This is a genomic window from Nitrosomonas sp. (assembly GCF_019752095.1).
Taxonomy (GTDB): Bacteria; Pseudomonadota; Gammaproteobacteria; order Burkholderiales; family Nitrosomonadaceae; genus Nitrosomonas.
This window is the reverse complement of the sequence record NZ_JAIEMO010000034.1, coordinates 15,486-32,785: the sequence shown is the minus strand read 5'-3', so window position 1 is coordinate 32,785 and position 17,300 is coordinate 15,486. Positions and strand designations below refer to the sequence as shown.

General features: G+C 44.8%; 15 protein-coding genes. 12 read left to right on the top strand and 3 right to left on the bottom strand.

Features of this window, described 5'->3' with window-relative positions:
* The first annotated feature begins 30 nt into the window (after positions 1 to 30).
* Genes K2Q13_RS10145 through K2Q13_RS10120 form a run of 6 tightly spaced genes read left to right on the top strand, consistent with a single transcriptional unit; the run spans position 31 to position 3,161 of the window.
* Positions 31 to 390, top strand: a complete 360-nt coding sequence (locus K2Q13_RS10145; protein ID WP_292920951.1) for a hypothetical protein — start codon at positions 31 to 33, stop codon at positions 388 to 390.
* Positions 391 to 392: 2 nt separating this feature from the next.
* Entirely contained in the window at positions 393 to 779 is a 387-nt protein-coding gene (locus K2Q13_RS10140; protein WP_292920950.1) for a hypothetical protein, read from the top strand.
* Between the two features lie 12 nt (positions 780 to 791).
* A complete protein-coding gene (locus tag K2Q13_RS10135) occupies positions 792 to 1,691 on the top strand; it encodes a hypothetical protein (protein WP_292920949.1) in 900 nt (299 codons plus the stop codon).
* Positions 1,691 to 2,200, top strand: coding sequence for a hypothetical protein (locus tag K2Q13_RS10130; protein ID WP_292920948.1), 510 nt, complete (start codon positions 1,691 to 1,693; stop codon positions 2,198 to 2,200). Before K2Q13_RS10135 ends, K2Q13_RS10130 begins: the two co-directional genes overlap by 1 nt.
* A gap of 29 nt (positions 2,201 to 2,229) precedes the next feature.
* Positions 2,230 to 2,718 (top strand): hypothetical protein, encoded by a 489-nt coding sequence (locus K2Q13_RS10125; protein WP_292920947.1) that lies wholly within the window; start codon positions 2,230 to 2,232, stop codon positions 2,716 to 2,718.
* Positions 2,715 to 3,161 carry a thermonuclease family protein gene (locus tag K2Q13_RS10120; protein WP_292920945.1) on the top strand — a complete coding sequence of 149 codons (447 nt, stop codon included), beginning with the start codon at positions 2,715 to 2,717 and terminating at the stop codon, positions 3,159 to 3,161. Before K2Q13_RS10125 ends, K2Q13_RS10120 begins: the two co-directional genes overlap by 4 nt.
* 151 nt (positions 3,162 to 3,312) lie before the next feature.
* On the opposite strand, the gene K2Q13_RS10115 is transcribed toward K2Q13_RS10120, so the two are convergent.
* Positions 3,313 to 5,832 carry a DEAD/DEAH box helicase family protein gene (locus tag K2Q13_RS10115; RefSeq protein WP_292920943.1) on the bottom strand — a complete coding sequence of 840 codons (2,520 nt, stop codon included), beginning with the start codon at positions 5,830 to 5,832 and terminating at the stop codon, positions 3,313 to 3,315.
* Positions 5,833 to 6,072: 240 nt separating this feature from the next.
* Between K2Q13_RS10115 and K2Q13_RS10110 the strand changes: the two genes are divergently transcribed.
* The 6 genes from K2Q13_RS10110 (at position 6,073) to K2Q13_RS10085 (ending at position 14,848) form a co-directional block, all read left to right on the top strand.
* Positions 6,073 to 6,288 carry a hypothetical protein gene (locus tag K2Q13_RS10110; RefSeq protein WP_292920942.1) on the top strand — a complete coding sequence of 72 codons (216 nt, stop codon included), beginning with the start codon at positions 6,073 to 6,075 and terminating at the stop codon, positions 6,286 to 6,288.
* Positions 6,289 to 6,647: 359 nt separating this feature from the next.
* Positions 6,648 to 7,670: an FRG domain-containing protein gene (locus K2Q13_RS10105; RefSeq protein WP_292920941.1), complete on the top strand. Its 1,023-nt coding sequence runs from the start codon at positions 6,648 to 6,650 to the stop codon at positions 7,668 to 7,670.
* 196 nt (positions 7,671 to 7,866) lie between these two features.
* Positions 7,867 to 10,074, top strand: coding sequence for a hypothetical protein (locus tag K2Q13_RS10100; RefSeq protein ID WP_292920940.1), 2,208 nt, complete (start codon positions 7,867 to 7,869; stop codon positions 10,072 to 10,074).
* A gap of 4 nt (positions 10,075 to 10,078) precedes the next feature.
* Positions 10,079 to 11,992: a hypothetical protein gene (locus tag K2Q13_RS10095; protein ID WP_292920939.1), complete on the top strand. Its 1,914-nt coding sequence runs from the start codon at positions 10,079 to 10,081 to the stop codon at positions 11,990 to 11,992.
* On the top strand, positions 11,989 to 13,632 hold the full coding sequence (locus K2Q13_RS10090; protein WP_292920938.1) for a DUF2958 domain-containing protein: 1,644 nt from the start codon (positions 11,989 to 11,991) through the stop codon (positions 13,630 to 13,632). Before K2Q13_RS10095 ends, K2Q13_RS10090 begins: the two co-directional genes overlap by 4 nt.
* 178 nt (positions 13,633 to 13,810) lie before the next feature.
* Positions 13,811 to 14,848 carry a DNA cytosine methyltransferase gene (locus tag K2Q13_RS10085; RefSeq protein WP_292920937.1) on the top strand — a complete coding sequence of 346 codons (1,038 nt, stop codon included), beginning with the start codon at positions 13,811 to 13,813 and terminating at the stop codon, positions 14,846 to 14,848.
* On the opposite strand, the gene K2Q13_RS10080 is transcribed toward K2Q13_RS10085, so the two are convergent.
* Entirely contained in the window at positions 14,845 to 16,827 is a 1,983-nt protein-coding gene (locus K2Q13_RS10080) for an ATP-binding protein (RefSeq protein WP_292920936.1), read from the bottom strand. The genes K2Q13_RS10085 and K2Q13_RS10080 overlap by 4 nt on opposite strands.
* Before the next feature lie 35 nt (positions 16,828 to 16,862).
* The gene (locus tag K2Q13_RS10075) at positions 16,863 to 17,276 is read right to left on the bottom strand and encodes a very short patch repair endonuclease (protein WP_292920935.1); all 414 of its coding nucleotides are present in this window, start codon (positions 17,274 to 17,276) and stop codon (positions 16,863 to 16,865) included.
* Between the last annotated feature and the right edge of the window lie 24 nt (positions 17,277 to 17,300).

The following is a 17,300-nucleotide window of genomic DNA, read 5'->3' as shown; positions in this document are numbered from 1 at the left end:
TTTTTCCAACCAACCAAAGAGGTATTAAGAATGAATAAAGCACCATCATTCCTTGGCGCGCCATCAGTAACGCCACCAGGAGCAACAGAAAACCAGCAAATCTCAGCAGCCGATGTTGAGTTGAATTACGTGGGCAAAGCTACGCCAATGATCGAAGATGGCGCGGATCAGGCCATGGGTGTAGTTACGCTTGTGGGCGGAGCTGCGGTTGTGGCAAACGAGAAGGTAACTGCCAATAGCCGTATCTTTCTGACATCGCAAGTAGGCGGTGGTACGCCTGGATTCCTTCGCGTATCAGCACGCACGGCAGGTACCAGCTTCACGATTACTTCAAGCAGCGGAACCGATACCAGCGATGTAGCTTTCCTGATTGTTGAGCCAAACGCTTAACGATGGACACTATTGCTGCACTGGTCGATAACTACCTTACCGCAGAGCGGCCAGTCAGCGTAGTTCTTGACCCTGCAACCGTGCTTGCCCAGGCGGTGGTTGCTGCCAAATTTTATACCGGGTTTGCGGAGCTCGTTACGAATGATGTGATCGAGCCGCCATTCCCTGCTGTTACCGAAGTTACCGAATTAAGCAATTCCGAATGGACAGTCATAAAACCGCTGTTTGTTCTCTATATTGAGCGAGAATCAGCCATTCATCAAGAGGCTTCGCGGGGTTTGGGACTGGATGTTTTTGGGCGATCTACCAGCGAGATTGCCCAGGATATCGCTAATCTTGAACTGAATATGCCAATGAATGCCTTCTATCAGCCTATCGTTACCGTCTAAAGATACCGTGCCGTGATTATTTATCTATCCAATGGCAAGCAGATACGCGGCGACCTTATTAAGTCCGCTGTTTTGCGTTCCGATATGTCGCCGGTACCTGTCACGTTGGAAGCTGAAATCAGGACTGACGATGATTTCTCAAAATTCCTGACCGAAGGTCAACTATTGGCTGTTGGCGGCGAGTCAGGCGATGCACTGCGTATCATCAAATCGAATAGAGTAATAAACAGAGTGGTTCAAGGTGATCGTGAAATGTCAGCCATTCAAATCACGGCTATACTGGATTCATGCCATCACATAGTTTTTGTACGAAGCAGAGCGATTATCAAAGAAAATTCCACGCTATCTGTCATTTACCGAGCGGCAGGTGCCAATATAAAGGCCATTGATGCCGATTTCCCGGTGCCGAGATTCTATTGCCCCATAGGGGATACACCCAGTTTTCATATCACGAGAGCTCTACAGGAAGAGGGTGGCGTTGTGCGCTGGAAAAATGGCCGGTTAAGGTTCTTTCGTTTGCCTGATTTATTCAAGCAAAAAGAAGCTATGACACTGCCCAACAATGCATCTGACGATGTAGATAGCGGCTTCCTGAAACGCCATGAAATACCCTGGTTTTATTCCCTGGATGAATCCGGGGCGGTTGTACTGGGCAACCAACAAAAGCCGCGTAGCGTGAGGTTTTCGCCATTCAAAAATGTGCAACGACTGCGCAATATGTCGCGGTGCCTTGTGCAAAGCAAGATATCAAAGATCAATCTGAACCCTAGACTAGCTGCCGGTGACTTAATCAATTTTGTGGACGGGGTACCGCTTTGCATCATTACCGCCGCGCACGTGTTCGAGAACGATACGGATGGTAGCGGTAGCAATCAATACACCCGTTTGTGGCTTGGAAGTTTGGAGGAATAATGCCTACAGATAATTACGGCCAGATGCCGGGTAGATATCCTGCGATTGTAAGATCGTACAGCCAGGAACGTCGCACATGCAGAATAGAAATACCCGGCATTACCGATGGTTCTGATGTGTTGCCCGAGGCCGAAATTGAATATCCGATTGGCGATAAATCACGGACTGGCGCGAATGCCACTGAGATCGAGATTTTGCCGAACGATACGGTATGGATTGCTTTTATAGGCGGTGATTCCAGATATCCCATAATTACCGGCTATCGCAACCCTCAATCGGGAAATTCCGTTGATTGGAGGCGGTTCCATCATGCGAATATAGAGATCACAGCCGATGGAACGATGAAATTGAACGCTGAAACGCTGGAAATCAACGCAGCCAATGTGATTGTAACTGCTAATACCGCCATTCATGGCAGCTTACTGACTCACAATAATGTAAATGTGGGGTCAACTCACACCCATGGCGGGGTTCAGTCCGGATCATCGAATACTGACGTACCAGAATAATTTTTAATGATTCAAGGGGGGATTGCAAGGTGGAAAAAATACTCTTTAGTTTTGCCGATTTAAGTGTCAAGGATAAAGCTGCCAAAGAAGCGGAGAAATATTTCGCGCGTGCCGGTGCGCACGTTATTCAGCAAGATGTTTTGACTGCCGCCAAGCGTGCCGCCGGTATCAGTTTCCGTGAAATGTTGCTTACGTTTGCCGATTCACAGAAAGTAATCTTACGAATAAAACAGACCGGCGATATCTTCCAGGTGTTGCTGAATAACAAGATTCTACCCATCAAGAACCAGGATGACCACGTTAAGGCGATATCAGAGATTGTTGCTGCAATGGACTCAGGTCGCACCAAGTTCCAGAAGTTACTCGCTGCAGTGAAGATCAAACCCCCTGCAGGGATACGCACGGCTGCACCGAAGATGGAGCAGGTTTTAGCGAGTAAAAGGGATGCTTTGAAGGTTGCTATTAGCGAGGTCAGAGCTGAGATTGATAAATTCAGACAAGGAATGGTCACATCATGAAATTAGCAAAATTAACGATTGTTTTATTTGTTTTGGCAGTAATTGTTGGATGTGATAACCCGGCTTATGCCGGTGAAACAATTAAGCCGGGGTCAATCATAAAGGTTTATGACGGCGATACCTTTACCATCAATATTGACGGCGACTGCCCCACCATATTGTGTAGTAAGATCCCGGTGCGGATAAATGGCATAGATGCACCTGAATTGAGAGGTAAGTGCGATCAAGAGAAATCTGGCGCCATTGATTCCAGGGCATACCTTGCACAATTATTATTAAACTCCCAGGAAATCGAATTGCGCAACGTTGCCAGGGATAAATATTTCAGGATAAATGCGGAAGTATTTGCGGATGGAATTAATGTTGGCGCTGACATGATCAGCAAAGGACTGGCGCGACCATATAGTGGCGGAAAGCGAAGCGGATGGTGTGACACTGGTTAATTGTTATTGCTCTGAAAGAACTTATATGGCCCCATGCTAAATTAACTTAAACTTTGAGTAAAATTTAATTCTTGAAAATGCTTTGATAACTAATCTGATTACTCCGATCCAAGAGGGGCCACGAATATACCTTACGTGTATCTTGAGTTGATTACTTAATATCTTTGAGTTTCCTTGAATAAATGCTGACTAGATCTGATATGTCGAGGTGATAAGCGTTGATCATTCTTTGTATATGAGGAGAAGATATATCATTAAAGTCATGCGATTCGAACGACTTGAAGAAATCTCGGCATGCCTTAACAAATTTTCTCAGATCGGATTCACGAACACCTTCAACCTCATGCGTAAATGCAGCCGCACTTTCTATTTTTCCTGCAGGGTGAATAATTAAACGTTTAACCTTCATGCCAGGATAGTGCTTTTCAAACCATGCACTGGACCGATTCATTTGTTCTGCCTCGCGCTTGTTGATTTCTGCGCGCAAGACCTCTACCTCACTTTTGCACTCGATTAACAGATATTGCTTATTATCAAGGGCCCACAGGTTGTCCGGTCCTTCCTTCCATTCTGCGTCAGGGCGTTCACCAGTAAACCCTAATGCTTTACTTAGTTCGTTGAGTGACCGTTCAAATTTTTCAGCTTTTATTCCAAAAACGAGATTGCTAAGGATGTCGGAAATAGTGGTATCCAAATCCTGATAGGTACTGAAACCACTGATCCATTGGACTATGCGTTCAGCTCGTCCATGACTGATGATTGTCAGTTTTGTCACAGTTACGCCAGTTGGTGGCTTGAGCAACAGGTGGTTCTTCTTATGAGCCGCTACTTGAAGTCTTTGAGATTCTGCGCGATCCGACATATAGAGGTATCGAGCACATTCTTGCAAATACCAACCAGTATCATCTGAATGTATAGCATTGCTGTCTAGCAGCGTTTGTATAGATTTGCTAGCTCCTGCATAATCGCTTGCCATATATTGTTGTTCGGCAGATAATTCCGCTGCGTAAATATTTAAGACGGCTTCATTGGCGCTTGTAGGAACAACTCTTGCCATCTGTTCTGCATAGTAGGCCTTCCAATCAGGATCACGCTGGATGCATTGCTTTATCAATGTCTTGAAAGCTTCTTCTGGTGTGCTATCTTCTTCGATATCTTGCTTTGCCATCTCAGCGATTTCAAGTCCAATTTCGATCTGAGTTGCCACTTGTGCTGAGAGATATTTGCGAGATCCTTTTTCGCGAAGAAGTCTAATGATATCCGATCCTATGATGACAATTACAGAATAGTCTTTCTCACCCCGCACACTTCGACCTATACCTTGTTCAACTGATCGAATTGTTCGCATGAGTGTAGCCTCACTGTTCAGTCTGCACTGTTCCTGGAGTAGATCAATTAGACTCTCCGAATATGGGCGTGAATCAAAAATCAATATGCGACAAACTTCATCCGGTAAATCAATTCCATCATAACGATTGACAAGAACTATGGTATTTTCAAATTCGCTTTTTCTTAATGTTGTAATAGCATCGGCAACAAAACCTTTTTCGACAATCTTGGCTCCCAGAGATTCCCAATCCTTTGTTCGCGCGAAGCTTGGTACCAATGCCACTATTCCATAAGTACGCTTTGAATTTGGTTTGCCAAATGTATTTACGATCATTTCACGATCAAGATCGTCATGAATGAGAGATGGCAAAATTACCATTTTTTCACCTGACCAAGTTTCCTTTGTATAGATCAATGGTTGTGTGATCGTGTCAGTTTCTAACTGCAATCCTTTAACAAGAAAGGCATCGTCGGTTACGGTGGCTGACATGAACACGCGATGCTTGGCCTTAGAATAAGACCCAAAATGTGCAAGCGGTGCCACATAAGGCTCAATCTCAATAGCCTGACTTGATATGACGCACTGGCAGTGTTTTAGAATATTCTTAAGTAAAGGCCAAGCATATTTAATATAGTTGCTATTGGAGTGCTTTGAAAGGATGGTTGCAATTTCGCTTTCTCGTTCTAACCATGCCCAATAGGGCACAGGTAGATAAGCATCATATTTGCCATTCACGATGTCCGCATAAGTGCCAACACCTTGTTGCTCCAAATCATTGCTGAATAAGGTTCTCATAGCGCTATATGCTGGTTGATCGTATGGAATTCTAATGCGACAAGCCTCACGAATGCGGTCAGCACAAGCGTGAGCATCATCCATTAGTACTGTATCAACATTAATTGAATGGCGATTCAATCCAAATTTTGTTAAGCCATTGAATAACTTTTGTACAGAAGTCACTAGAATGCTGCCGCAATTCAAAAATTCGTCTGGTAGATCATCCGGTGCTGTGCAAGTTTTTATACCAAACTGTTTTGCTTGTTCGCAAGTTTGTTCAATAAGAAAATGATCAGGGCATAGATATACAACAGGTTCAGATCCAGCATTAAGTCTTGATTGTAGCATTAGGAGACCAATGAGTGTTTTCCCTTGCCCCGTATGGAGTTTGACGATGACATCTCGCTTTGTTTGACAGTTCTTAAACCAGTCACTTAAAACAGATTCTTGTGCAGGTCGAAGCGGTCCCTTATCATGCGTTCTGTCAAGTGTGTTGTAGAGTTCTAGTGGATTAGTAGGCTTTTCTGTCTTCTTGCCCGCTAATCGCTTCTTGAAGTCAGCCAAAACAACCTCCTGTTCTCTAAAAATTAAATAAGCATAGTACTTCTTTTTGTGAAGAGATGCGCTCAAATTCCACGACTTAAATACACACGTTTGAAAACTAATCAGTATTAACAGTGTCAGGGGCCTCAAACCGTTTTGAGGATAGTTTGGTCAATTAAACGTAACAACTTTGTTGCAGTTCAAGCAAAAAATATGGAAGATAATGGAAACTATATAATTAGTTGTTAACTGGAAGATACTATGGAAATGGCGAATATTGTTCTTGAATACTTAAAGATACTACTTAGTGCGCCAATGGTTATATCTATTATGACAATTTTAATCATCCTTATTTTTAGAGAGGATATAAAAGCATTAATCCTGCGAGTGGCCAAAATTCGACTACCTGGCGGCACTGAAGTTAGCACACCGCAATCAAACAGAAAAGAAAAGCCCAATACTGGAGCCAAATGTTAATGATCAGGTTTCTGTCACAGGATTACCCTCTGATTTAACGCCACAACAAAGGTCAATTATCGAGCAGTTAATACGATCTCATATTGCTACCGCATATGTCTGGGAGTATCGGTATTTAAATCATTTTCTTGTCCGAGGCACCCAACACGTTCTTGATTGGCTCATTGGCCTTCCACAATCCACGACGTATGCTTATTTTGAGTCAGTATGGATACCAATTATCCCGTCGGCGAATGAACGGAAAGCAATTATATCTGCATTACAGGCACATCACCTCTTACAACTTGAGGAATCAGGGTTAATTATAGTAACACCAAAGGGTCGCGAGTATGCGGAATGGCGTGGTGTGTTACTAACAGATGGGACAACAGGACGCTCCTGATGTCGTACTTTTTACCCTAAGCATTTTAACCATGAGATCAGAGAATCAGATGTATGATATTGATCACTCCTTCAGTAACGCACGTGAACTGATAGAATGCTTTCTCGAAGAGAATATATTTGAACCGAAAAGTATCTTCGATGTTAGCGAAAAATATATCAATGGATACATTTATAGAGGTCAAGCGAGAATAGATTGGCCACTTCTTCCTGCTGCACATCGAACATATGACGCTCTAGAGGAATTTACTCCTCAGCCACCATATAAACCAATACTTGACGGCGGTAATACTAGGGAATACTTAGGTATGCATTTGCATGCTGAATTGCGAGCTGTACTACTTTTTCTAGAAGCTGCTGATCGAGTCGGAATATTTACCCCGCTTGATTATAGCCACATTTCTCTCCATCAAACTTTACTTAACTTAATACGCTCAGGTCGCCCAGATGAAGAAGTCGAGCAATTCCTAGAGTTTCCTGACCACCGGTTTCTTCCAAGCGTGGCGCTAGCTCAGCACCATGGTGTCCCGACCCGTCTTCTAGATTGGACTGAATCACCGCTAGTCGCTGCGTATTTCGCTGCTGAGAAAGCATCCGCTTTAGCTGGTACCAATCGAATGGATGCTGAGTTCGCTGTTATTGGTCTTGCCACACCATTGCTCGGCACAGTCAAAAGTATTAGTTCTGTATCTGCACCACGAGCAAATAATTCATTTCTACGTGCACAACGAGGAGTATTTACCCTAATAAATAATGCCAATCGGTTCTTTCTGATGAATGGAAGATGGCCAAGCATAGAGGATGCAGTAAGTGCTGAGCGTGATCCAGGAACGCACTATATAAGATATCCTCTAATTCGTTTCTCTCTTCCGGCATCTGAGGCTGATCCACTTCTACGATTGCTATACCGTTTAGATGTCTCAAGACTTACGCTTATGCCATCTCTTAACAATGCTGCGGAGTTTTTAGCTTACAAGAAAGCGTTATGGCCGGTAAAATGAATTTTGCACTATCTCAATCGTCTAATTTTGATCTAATGCTGACTGTACAATTTATCGTGTCTTGAATCCAAAAGTGTCAGACTGCATGTGAACCCATACATTATAGAAATATCCGTTATTTAAGCCCGGTGATTTCGGGCTTTTTGCATTGTAGAGCGGAAAACAGACCGAAATACTGCCCTTAAAGCGGCTTACCATGCCGTTCATGACACATTCCACTGATAACCAATTCATTGATATTGAAAACGCTGCCCATGGCGGCGCTTTTGGTCGCAATTCAATTCCAGAGCCAACCGATTCTCAATGCCTGGCGGGTAACTACAAAGTAGGCCGCGTAGTAATTCATGGCTTGCCAGTAGCTATCGAGCAGCCGCGTGGCACATACCGAACCGGCATAGATCAAAAGACCGGCAAGCGATGGACTTCGCGCGTTGCGGCTCACTACGGTTACATTGGCGGAACCAAAGGCAATGACGGTGAATGCGTTGATTGCTTTGTCGGTTTTTACCCTCAATCTGAGTTTGCCTACGTTGTTAACCAGTATGTGTATGGCCGTTTCGATGAGCATAAGACCATGCTTGGTTTTCCGGATGAAAGTTCGGCTCGCAATTCGTACCTGGCAAGCTACGAGCGTGGCTGGAATGGCATGGAAAGTATCGTTCCACTATCAATTTCTCAATTCAAGTGGTGGCTCAAGAACGGCGACATGAGCCAGCCATTGCGTGCAAACAATTTACCCTATGAAGGATTAGAAGCCATGAATAAAAGAATCTATTGGAATAGCGATGCTTTGCCTTACGATCAAACACTTGATCAGATCTTGTACCAGATACGGCAATCTGATTCAGGTGAAAACTTGTTGCTTGATTCGATCAGTATCAACGACATTATTGAAGATTCTGACGGTGCACTGGCACTGGATGCTCTCGTTACTCCGTATGTGAAGCTGGAACGCAAAATGGAACTGCTGCGCGGCATTATGGAGCGTGCTGGCAAATCGGTAAAGCCTGTATCTATGCAAGTGACCGATCCATTTAGTCAGCGTGGCACAGCGAACGTGGCGGTGATATTTGAATTGTCTGACGGGCAAACGGTATCCATTTACTTTCACAATCCCGATGTAACGCCAAAGAAAATGGCGCCTGCGGATGAGGTTATTTCCTGGAAATGGTTGCTTAACAAGAAAGATATCACGATTGTGGTGGCACCTGAGCGCGGCCAGGACTTGAATGTGCGCGAAGTTGCACGTCGCATTATGAAGCTCGCAGAAAAGAACAGCACAGCCTTCGCGCGTGCGAATTCAAAGCGTTCTGAGCGGATGCAGAACATTCAGGGTTTGAAAGAAGAAATAACTGCCCTGGAAAAAGAACTCACCGCTGCACAGCATGAATTGGAAGTGATCAAAGTTGAGGCTGCTGACAATTCAAGCCGGAAAGAAAATTTGCAAATCGATGTTCGTGAATCACTATCAAAAATGGGTTGGAAGGGTTTCGAGGAAGGTGCGGCTATGACTATTAATAATTTCCGAGCATCAAGTGAAGGCAATGGATTCAATGTTGAGCGGCTTGATAATGATTCTGGTACTTGGCTTGATCTTGGCACTGTTGCTGTTAATACCAATAAAACAGCAGGTCAGATTGCAGATGAGATTGTTTCCATGACTGCCAAGGTAAACGAGACGAAAGAAGAAGAAATAAATCCGGTGAGTCCCGATGGATACGCCAGGATCTTGTCCGATCCTGCGCTGCAGGTTAAATACCAGGATACGCTTGATTCGTTTTTCCAAGGGCGGGTTGTTGCGGTGCGCAATAGCTTGCGTGAATTTGGGTGGAGTGGCGAGAGAAACGATCCGGTTTTAAGTAAATCCTCTGGAGATACCTTTTATCAAACTACATTTGATTATAAACAGGTAGGTGCGGGAGCGAATGTTGTTGGGATAATCGCTGTTGTTAAGTCTGTAACCGGATTTGCAGAGAGTGCGAGTGTGAATCCAGAAATTCGCATAACTGACGATCTAACCCAAACACCCGAGCAGCTTGCCGCTGAAATCGATGCCTCCGTTCCAATTAAAGCGGAACCAGAACCAGAACCAGAACCAGAACCAGAACCAGCGCCAGAAGTAATAGATCCAGTTGCAGAAACCGAAGCGGCCACTGAAACCCAGAGCGGCGAAAGTGAAAAAATCCTTGAAACGAAGGAATCCGCTGAAATAGCAGCCGCAAAAGCTTTCCTGAAATCCGTAGTTGACGGCACAAGCAATGCCAGCGACCTCATGAAATTACTTGATGAGATCGAGGCATCCGCTCAAGCGCTGATCGATGCCGGTCTTGGCGCTGCAAGCGATGAATTAATAGGTGGCGCCGCTGAAAAATGGGCTGAATTGGACCAGCAGGCAAACGGATAAGAAAATGACTCTACTGGCTCTTGATGATGTGAGCGGGTCTGAAAAGTTAAAACTCGTTCTTGAACTCGGGATTATCCGAAAGAATATGCCGGGGGTTGCCGGGGTAAATAAACTTAACCTGGTCAAGCGCGTGCGTGTAATACGGCAACTTCTGTCGATTGCTATCAAACCGGTTGCAAGCCTGTCAATTGATCCAACTAACCCTGTGGAATCAATTAAAACGCTAACCGATTACCTGCGCAACGGAATTTCTGCGGTACCTGAGTCATTGCGCGGAGCCGAAGCAAATACCGTAGAAAAGATAATCAAAATGCTCACAAGCGAGAATAACAAAGAGGGATATCAGGACGCTAAATCAGAATGGATGGATGCTTTTGCTGATCTTCGCGTTCCCATTGGCTTTTCTGCGGAAATGGCCGCTTTTGACCACTATAAATCAACTGGCAATGTTTTTGATGTTGATATAGATAGAATCAAATCAATTGAAGTGGCGATCAAAGAATTGTCAGATAAACCGCCGCAAGACACGCCTGAGATTCTTGCGCAGCAGAAAGCCGCTCAGGAAGAGTATGAGAAGTTGCGACTTTCCTTGACGGACCTGTTAGCGGTAAATCAAGCCAATGGATATGACAAGGAAGCAATTGAAAAGGCTTCAAATATGTTCGAGGTTGCTTCCATTAAAAAGCAAGAAGTTTGGGAAAAATTGATATCCCTTGATAGACAAAGGCATGAGATCAGAAAAAATCAGGTCAAGGAATTGAAAGAAAGCCTGGAACCAATCGGCAAGAAAATCATAGAAACTATCCTTGGCACCTCAAAAGTGACCCAAGAACAGGCCGAATCCTGGGCGAACAGCCAGGTAATAGGGAAATCAGCAATAGCGAGACTCAAAAAAGCAGGGTACCCGGAAGCGGATGTGCGCAGGGATATGGCTGAGTTCTATCGGATCTCAGGCGGCAAACTGAGGCTCATAAAGATTGAATCTGAGCGCAGTGGACGCGCGCACGCGAAGGGTATTGGTCATTTTGAGAATGCATCAATCAACCCTGGCAATCGCTTCAATAAAACTACTTTATGGCATGAAATGGCCCATCATCTTGAAGCTGATCCCGCCGCCAAGTATGCGGCCAATGGCTTTTTAGTGAAAAGACGTGAAGGCGACAAGGTGTTTTCATTGAGATCGTTGACCGGCAATCGTGGATACGCAAGCAATGAAGGCGCCTACAAGGATGATTTTATCGATCCATATGTGGGCAAGGTCTACAGAGATCAAACCACCGAAGTATGGGCAATGGGAATTCAGTATTTGGCAAATCCATACGACGCTGCAATGCTGGCATCCAAAGATCCGGAAATGGCGGCGCTGATGGCTGGATATTTACAGGCCGATCTAACCCCGGCCATGAAGCTGCTTCAATCCATTCAGGACAAGGCAAAGGACGTATCTCAAGATATCCGCGATAAAGAGCAATCCGAGTACGAAAAAGCCATACAAAAGCTTTCCGAGGGCATTGAGATTGTTAGCGATAGTTGGTTTAGCGATCTTGATCCGATTGACCAGGGAAATCTGCTTGGCAAGTGGGGTGGGCTGAATGATCCAAAAGCCAAATACATTGGTTCTTGGGGTGGCTATCGAATATTTACCGGCAAGTTCAAGAATGTTTCAACGAGGCGGATTGCTAACGGGTTTGGAGTTGCTTTTACACATCAAAACGGTTCATTCGTTTATCCGGAACAACCTAATCGCAGAAATATACCGCCTTCTGTAGCGGTACATGGCGATATGACCACTTTAAAAGCCTTTCTGCGTATATCGAGAGCGCATGATAACAACATTGTCGGCGTTCTCTACAATAGATTTAGAACTAAATATGCGGTTATAAACGAAGCCGCTAATTTACCAGGTGAACAATCATGATGAATAACGTTTATAAGGTTCTTACGCCAGCCGGTCATTTCGATGCGATCTTCGCTGAAGATGAGGACATTACGATTGAATACAGCGGCGATGAATTGGCAATCAGCTTTTTTAAAGACTGGTTATTCATTAATCAAATTAGTGGTTCGCAAGGATATTTACTGGATAGCGATAAATTGACGCCCGCCGATTTATATGGATTCTGTCAGCCACTAAATAGCGGGATAGAGGTTATCCCTCCATTTGATGATTTTATGTCGTATACGCAAGAGGATATCGCTATGCAAACTGATAAAGCGGTCGCAGAAAGTAAGATTTTGGATGGAGTGTACTCAGATGCAGACAAGAAATCGATAGCGGCGACCAATCAACTGATCAAGTTCTTCCGTGAATTTATCGCGTCTGACTTTGAAAAAGCCCAGGTGCCAACAGCAATTTATGGATGGACCGCTACCGCGCAGGTAATGGATAAAGAGGATGCCAAGCGCAGATTGCGCGAGCTCATCGATATTGCAATCAATCGCAAGGCAGGCATGGAAGATATCACGCCAAAAAAAAAGCAGAGACTTGATGATTATCGACATGATGCGCGTGTAATCAGCGATTACCTGACAAAGAGAATCCGGCATACGGGTGCAAGAAACCTTCTGCGCGTGCCTGAAATGAAAAAGAAATATCCGTACATTGATAATCAGCCACGAGAAGGATTTGACTCTATTGAATCTGATTCTAATGACCGGGCAACGCTGGACGCTGCAATTTCCGGCACACAAAAATTAAAACTGGTTAAAGAGCTCAGAGATATCCGTGCAGGAATCACTTCGGCCACGTCAGGCATCGAGAAATTGAAAATGGTAAAGCGCGTTAACGAGATACGTAAAGCACTGGGAGTAAAGGTGACAGCGAACAATGATAACCAGGTAGAGAAAGCAGGCAACAATATCGATGATGTTAATGCAGTCATGCCGCTGCTCAAGCGTTTTATTGGAGAAGCGCAATTCTCTGCGGTGATGTCAGGTATTCGGGGCGAAGAGGGGCAATTCTTTATAGATAAAATGATTGAAATAGCCAATACCATCCAAAACATGCCGCAAACTTACGGCCAGGATGGTATGGACGATAAAGCGATTGCATATCTGCACTATTTTAAAGGTTCCGGCGATTGGTACATTACTGAAAAAGACATGGAGGATGAACAAATCCAGGCGTTCGGACTTGCCGATATCTTTGGTGATATGGGCGAATTGGGTTACATCAATATCGAAGAAATAATTCAGCACGGAGTCGAGCTGGATTTCTATTGGACACCCAAAACCCTTGGCCAGATTGAACACGCGGACAGTGAAGATGAAACTCAGGGCACCCAGGCCGGTGACGAATCGAGCGAGATTAATGATCCAGCCGAAATGACCCAAACTCCCGAAGATGCATCGCCAGAGGATAACGCCAAGTCAGGGTTTATTTCAGAACTAGAATCATTGAAAGCAGAAACTGACATCAATCGATTCAACGAGCGTCTGGATGAGATTGCCGCCAGGATTGAGCAGGCGGGTTTGATGGAGTCTTTAGATAAAGAACTGAATGATGCGGCTGATGTTCTCACCGCATTATTGTCGGCAGCGGAGAGTGGCGGCAAATGATAATAAAACGCCCTATGTATATTAGCGCTAAATTATTCTTGATACGATCTGACAGTCGGCTATCAACCAATTGTGGACGGTTCCGTTATGGACGAGAATCACAGTATTTGAATAGAAATCCACAATCGAGTTGGGTTTGTAATTGCATGGTCCAGTAGGTACAACTACAATATAAGCTATGAAAAAATACACAGCAATCGATTTATTCTGCGGTGCCGGCGGGTTGACATGTGGGCTTGAACAAGCTGGTTTTCGTGTGCTCGCTGGTGTCGAACTGCTTAACATTGCCGCAGAAACCTACCGCCACAACCATAAAAAGACTCTATTACTGGAAGGCGATATTTGCAACCTATCGCCGACTGAAGTCATGTCTGCGTTGGGATTAAAGCCCGGAGAATTATCCTTGCTGGCTGGTTGTCCGCCCTGCCAAGGCTTCTCGTCACTGAGAACCAGAAAGAAACATGCCAGCGCCGAAGATCGGCGCAACGAACTTGTTTTCGAATTCGTTCGCTGGGTAAAGGTGTTTTTACCGAAGTGCATAATGATGGAGAATGTCCCGGCGCTTGCGAAAGATACAAGAATGACTTACGCAATCGCGCAACTTAAAGATTTAGGCTTTCTTATCGACGCAACAAGCTTACGTATCGACGATATCGCCGACTATGGTGTCCCGCAGAGACGCAAACGCATGATTTTTACAGCCAGTCGATTCGGTAGTGTCGAACAACCGAAACCGTCCGAAATAAAAGCCACGGTAAAAGAAGCGATCGCCTGGTTACCGAAAGCCGGTGAAAGCGGCGATCCGCTGCACGACTTACCCGAAATGCGTTCGGAAAAGATCGGCAAACTGATTTCTTTAATTCCCAAAGACGGCGGAAGCAGAAAGGACTTGCCGCCAGAATATTGGTTGGAATGCCATAAACGCTATCCGAACGGATTTAGGGATGTATACGGCAGAATGCGGTGGGAAGATGTTTCGCCGACCATAACCGGAGGATGTCACAATCCTTCGAAAGGTCGATTTTTACACCCGGAAGAAAACAGAGCGATCACTTTAAGGGAGGCGGCATTGCTGCAAACCTTTCCTAAAGATTACTATTTTTCCTTGCGCAGAGGCAAAGACTCGGCGGCGCTAATGATTGGTAACGCCTTGCCCCCTGAATTCATCCGGCAGCAGGGCCAAGCTATCTTGACACATTTGGAATCGGTCGATTAGATTTTTTGTACCAATTGCTCGATTTTCGAGGCTTTTTGATGTGCATTCAAATATTCCTGATACACTCTGAACGCATTTTCAATTAAGCCCTTATAGGTAACGATTCTGGCATTGGCGCTCTGAAGCATGTCTTTTTGATCCTCATCCATCGCAACATCCTTTTCGAGCAAAAGGCATATATCGATAGCATCTACCGAAGCGTGGAAAGTATCGGGATGGTCGATAAGAAACTGTTTCACGGCATCTTTATATTTCTTAGCCTGTTTCAATAATTTATAGAAATCCGGTGTTATACCGGGCTTTTTTAGTTCGATAATAATCTGGCGACCAGCGCTGTTTCGGTAAGCGATATCGATTCTGGCTCCGCTGTCTGCATCCGGTTTCGCTTTCTTTAATTCATCGGTCAGCGTCAATTCAAGATGCTCGGAACCTTTAATTCTGTCCCAGGTCGGATCGAGAAGCCATAGATGCTCGAATAGATACTCTTGAGCGACTTTCTCAAGCTCTTTTTTATCAACGATATCTTTAAATTTTTCGATGATATGCAGACGATTATTGGTGATATCCCAATAATATGTTTCCTCCATATCGTCCAGCGAATGAAATATTGCTTGAAACTCAGGGCTTGTAACACTGCTGATTGTATCAAGTCTTGCCAATTGTTTCTTGGCCTTAAGTTTCTCAAATCCGATAACCGTACTTCGATATAAATCTTTTTTGTATTCGTCGTTTTGGTCTTGGTTGGAAGAGAATTGATTGTTGTAAACACTCATAATCAACTTTTCGGCCGACTTTCTGTCACGCTTGTCGGTAAGGGTGTTAAGCCACTCTTCCACAAACGGATTCTTATCCGGCAGATTCTCGTACCCAAGAGCTTTACGCCAATCGTCCCAGGCACTTGCCACTTTTTGCATCTGAGTTCTTAAATGGCCGAGCAACCCCATAAATTTCGGGTCGTTCTGCTTGATGGCTTCCCGGCTGGCCGTTGCTCTGTCTACCTCATCCTGATCCAAAAAATCGGCGTGAATTTCGCCGACCAAATAGCTATTGAAATGATCGCTGTTGCTTAAAATCGGCAACACGTCTTCTTGAAAAACGCGGCCGTTGGCGAAAACAGAAATTTGGTTAATGTTGGTGTCCTTTTCCTTCAACTGTTTCGGTTTGGTAACCGATGCGATATACCCGCGAAGCGCCAAGCCGCAGTCGTACTGAACCGAAGGGTCGAGCACCATTATTCTTTGGACTTTCGTATCTTTATCGACGGCAAGGTTCTTACACAGTTTTAAATTGTCGTCAGCTTCGTCGCCGCCGAAACTCCAAAAAAATTGGACGTCGTCGTGAAAACCTCGGTCGGCGATTGTAACTTTGTCTTCGTTAATGTAAATTTCGAACGGCAAATCTCCGCTGTTGCCGATGATGCTGAAGCGTCTGGATAGCCGCAGTTTTAAATTAGACTCCGTTGTCGAGATAATCGATTTATTCAGTTCCGACAGCCGGATAACGGTGCCGTGAGCCCCGTTCAGCTTATGCGAAGGCGTTATAGGTTTAAGCTTATATTCTTGATGGTCATTAATAGTGCTTTTTAGCTCTGGAACGTTTACGGATACACCTAAAGCCTCTTTCTCTTTTTGCCGTGTAGAAATATCGACGATGTCGGCCAGCGAAAACATGGCCAATTTTCCGATACCTTTCCTACCCATCACGCGCCGCATTCCGGTAAGCGTAAAGTCGGAAAAATTCCGTCTTGCATAACCGACGTTTAAAAACTTGCCCTGCAAATCGTCTTCGGACATGCCGTGGCCGTTGTCTGCAATGGTAATGATATGCTGGCTTTTATCGATGGAAATGGTAACTTCCGTCGCTTCGGCATCGTAAGCGTTGGCGATGATTTCCGTTAAAACGGCAGGCGTGCTGCTGTATAACCCCAGTCCCAAATGATTCAGCACGTTCAAATCGATCTTAAAAGCGAATTCCGTCATTAAATTATCCTTAACAATGATGCGTCGTCGGACGACTAAGTATTCAAAAAATTGATTATTGTTGTTTTTAAGTCGTCTTCATCTTTCATTTGGCATTGCCAAATAACCAAAACACTCCAACTCATACTATTGAGAAGGCGGAACGTTTCCGCATCGCGTACTTTATTCTTTTCCAACTTAGGAAGCCAAAATTCTTTGTTCGTCGCAGGTGCGCTCCCGCGCGTGCAATCGTGCCCGTGCCAAAAACAGCCGTGCACGAAGATAACTTTCTTGCGGCCCGAGAAAACTAAGTCCGGTTTGCCGGGCAGGTTTTTGGCGTGAAGACGGTAACGGTATCCAAGGGAGAAAACCAGCTTGCGGACAGCGAGCTCCGGAGAGGTGTTCTTGCTCCGAACCTTACTCATGATTTCGCTGCGTTTTTCTTTTGTGATTGTATCCAAAATAGCCACACGACAAAGTTAGGGGGCTCGGAA

Excerpts from the sequence above, each read along its gene's own strand:
- K2Q13_RS10130 (WP_292920948.1), top strand. The coding sequence starts at position 1,691 with ATGCCTACAGATAATTACGGCCAGATGCCGGGTAGATATCCTGCGATT.
- K2Q13_RS10140 (WP_292920950.1), top strand. The coding sequence starts at position 393 with ATGGACACTATTGCTGCACTGGTCGATAACTACCTTACCGCAGAGCGG.
- K2Q13_RS10110 (WP_292920942.1), top strand. The coding sequence starts at position 6,073 with ATGGAAATGGCGAATATTGTTCTTGAATACTTAAAGATACTACTTAGT.
- K2Q13_RS10080 (WP_292920936.1), bottom strand. The coding sequence starts at position 16,827 with ATGACGGAATTCGCTTTTAAGATCGATTTGAACGTGCTGAATCATTTG.
- K2Q13_RS10090 (WP_292920938.1), top strand. The coding sequence starts at position 11,989 with ATGATGAATAACGTTTATAAGGTTCTTACGCCAGCCGGTCATTTCGAT.
- K2Q13_RS10145 (WP_292920951.1), top strand. The coding sequence starts at position 31 with ATGAATAAAGCACCATCATTCCTTGGCGCGCCATCAGTAACGCCACCA.
- K2Q13_RS10085 (WP_292920937.1), top strand. The coding sequence starts at position 13,811 with ATGAAAAAATACACAGCAATCGATTTATTCTGCGGTGCCGGCGGGTTG.
- K2Q13_RS10105 (WP_292920941.1), top strand. The coding sequence starts at position 6,648 with ATGGGACAACAGGACGCTCCTGATGTCGTACTTTTTACCCTAAGCATT.
- K2Q13_RS10095 (WP_292920939.1), top strand. The coding sequence starts at position 10,079 with ATGACTCTACTGGCTCTTGATGATGTGAGCGGGTCTGAAAAGTTAAAA.
- K2Q13_RS10100 (WP_292920940.1), top strand. The coding sequence starts at position 7,867 with ATGCCGTTCATGACACATTCCACTGATAACCAATTCATTGATATTGAA.
- K2Q13_RS10120 (WP_292920945.1), top strand. The coding sequence starts at position 2,715 with ATGAAATTAGCAAAATTAACGATTGTTTTATTTGTTTTGGCAGTAATT.